This window comes from Rhizobium chutanense (genome assembly GCF_002531935.1).
Classification (GTDB): Bacteria; Pseudomonadota; Alphaproteobacteria; order Rhizobiales; family Rhizobiaceae; genus Rhizobium; species Rhizobium chutanense.
The window spans coordinates 1-1,962 of record NZ_NWSV01000073.1 but is presented as its reverse complement, the minus strand read 5'-3'; the positions used below and the strand labels follow the sequence as shown (position 1 = coordinate 1,962).

Sequence of the window (1,962 nt, the reverse complement as noted above, 5' to 3'; positions counted from 1 at the left end):
GCCAAGGCACTGACGGCGGCAAGCCAGATCGCCAAGGAACAGGCAAGCGATGTCCATGTGCTGGTCGCCGGCAAGGGCGCCAAGCCCGCTGCCGAACAGGCGGCCAAACTCTCCGGCGTCTCCAAGGTGCTCTTGGCCGAAAGCGATGCACTCGCCAACAATCTGGCCGAGCCGCTGGCCGATCTGATCGTTTCGCTCGCCGCCGGCTACGACACGATCCTGTCTGCCGCCACCTCGGTCGGCAAGAACGTGCTGCCGCGCGTCGCCGCCCTGCTCGATGTCGCCCAGGTCTCGGAGATCGTCGAAGTCGTCTCATCCGATACCTTCAAGCGGCCGATCTATGCCGGCAATGCCATCCAGACGGTGCAGGCAAGCGATGCCAAGAAGGTCATCACCGTGCGCACCGCCTCGTTTGCCTCCGGAGCAGAAGGCGGCTCCGCCGCGGTCGAGGTCATCCCGGCCGTTTCCGATCCCGGTCTGTCGACGTTCGTCAAGGACGCACTGTCGGCCTCCGACCGTCCGGAGCTGACCTCGGCGAAGATCATCCTCTCCGGTGGCCGGGCGCTGGGTTCGGCGGAGAAGTTCCGCGAAGTCATCCTGCCGCTGGCCGACAAGCTCGGTGCTGCCGTCGGCGCCAGCCGTGCGGCCGTCGATGCCGGTTATGCCCCGAACGACTGGCAGGTCGGCCAGACCGGCAAGGTGGTGGCGCCTGATCTTTATATCGCCGCCGGCATCTCCGGGGCCATCCAGCATCTGGCCGGGATGAAGGATTCGAAGGTCATCGTCGCCATCAACAAGGACGAGGAGGCGCCGATCTTCCAGGTCGCCGACTACGGTCTGGTCGCCGATCTGTTCGAAGCCCTGCCGGAATTGCAGAAGGCGCTCTGACGAGGGAGACCGAACGTGGCTCGCGCGGTGGGACGTCCAATCAAACCTGGTGCCGACCTTCTTCTGAACGATGACGAAAAGCCGGCCTATATCAGGCTGCACGACATCGGAAGGGAAAGGCGGCCCCAGCCGCTGCAGGAATTCCTCAATGACGTCGGCGGGCTGATGCTGTCGGCGGAGGCTCCAGCTGTGGCCAGCTTCGTCGCGGGCAAGGTCCTCCAGAGGCTGCTCAAAACAGGCAAGGTGCGGCCGGAGGGCGGGCCTCTTCCCGGTGTGCCGGAGGGACTTGATGACGTTATCGGCCATCTTGCAAAATCAGGACGGAAATACGAGGCGATCGCCAGCCAATTCCATAGTCTCGCGGATAAGCTGCTCTGGAGACGCGGTCGCTCCGGTCCGTTTGCAAGCCTGAATTTCGGCAATACGCATTCCCATGCGGTCGTAGTTGGTCCTGGAGGCTTGGAGGAGCGCGCCGATCTCAGGGTCGGGGTGATCTATATGGATCGCTACAGCCGCTTCCCCGATCATGTTCAGACGCAGCCTCGCGCCTTTCTTCTGCTTTCCCCGGCTGAAATCTCCCTTGGTGATTCCCAATGGTTTTCTGCTGCCACCGGCACAGTCTTTGCAAACGATGCTGGGCAATCTTTCGCGATAAGATGCACGGCCCGGCCGCTGCTCGCAGTCTGGTGCCAGGTCGAGCCGGAGACGTGACAGGGCTCTGGCCGCGAGCGAAAAGCCGAGGGCGAGAGCATGGAATTTGATTTCGGATCGTGGGGCGCGCGCCAGCCCTGTCGGTCTATTCGAATATGTGACAACCGAAACTCAATTTAAGAGGAAGGATATCAAAATGGACGTTCGCGCCGCTGTTGCCGTTCAGGCCGGCAAACCGTTGGAAGTGATGACCGTACAGTTGGAGGGACCGAAGGCCGGCGAGGTGCTGGTCGAGGTCAAGGCGACCGGCATCTGCCACACCGACGATTTCACCCTGTCGGGCGCTGATCCGGAAGGTCTGTTTCCGGCGATCCTCGGCCATGAGGGCGCCGGCATCGTCGTCGATGTCGGTCCGGGCGTCAC

General features: G+C 62.8%; 3 protein-coding genes. All 3 read left to right on the top strand.

The genetic code is table 11. From position 1 onward, the window contains the following. On the top strand, positions 1-888 hold an 888-nt coding region (locus tag CO666_RS33300; RefSeq protein WP_097616191.1), incomplete at its 5' end, for an electron transfer flavoprotein subunit alpha/FixB family protein. Between the two features lie 15 nt (positions 889-903). Beyond that, positions 904-1,599, top strand: a complete 696-nt coding sequence (locus CO666_RS33295; RefSeq protein WP_097616189.1) for a dimethylsulfonioproprionate lyase family protein — start codon at positions 904-906, stop codon at positions 1,597-1,599. A 136-nt stretch (positions 1,600-1,735) separates the two neighbouring features. After that, positions 1,736-1,962, top strand: a 227-nt coding sequence (locus CO666_RS33290) for an alcohol dehydrogenase catalytic domain-containing protein (RefSeq protein ID WP_179869735.1), incomplete at its 3' end; no start/stop codon positions are given.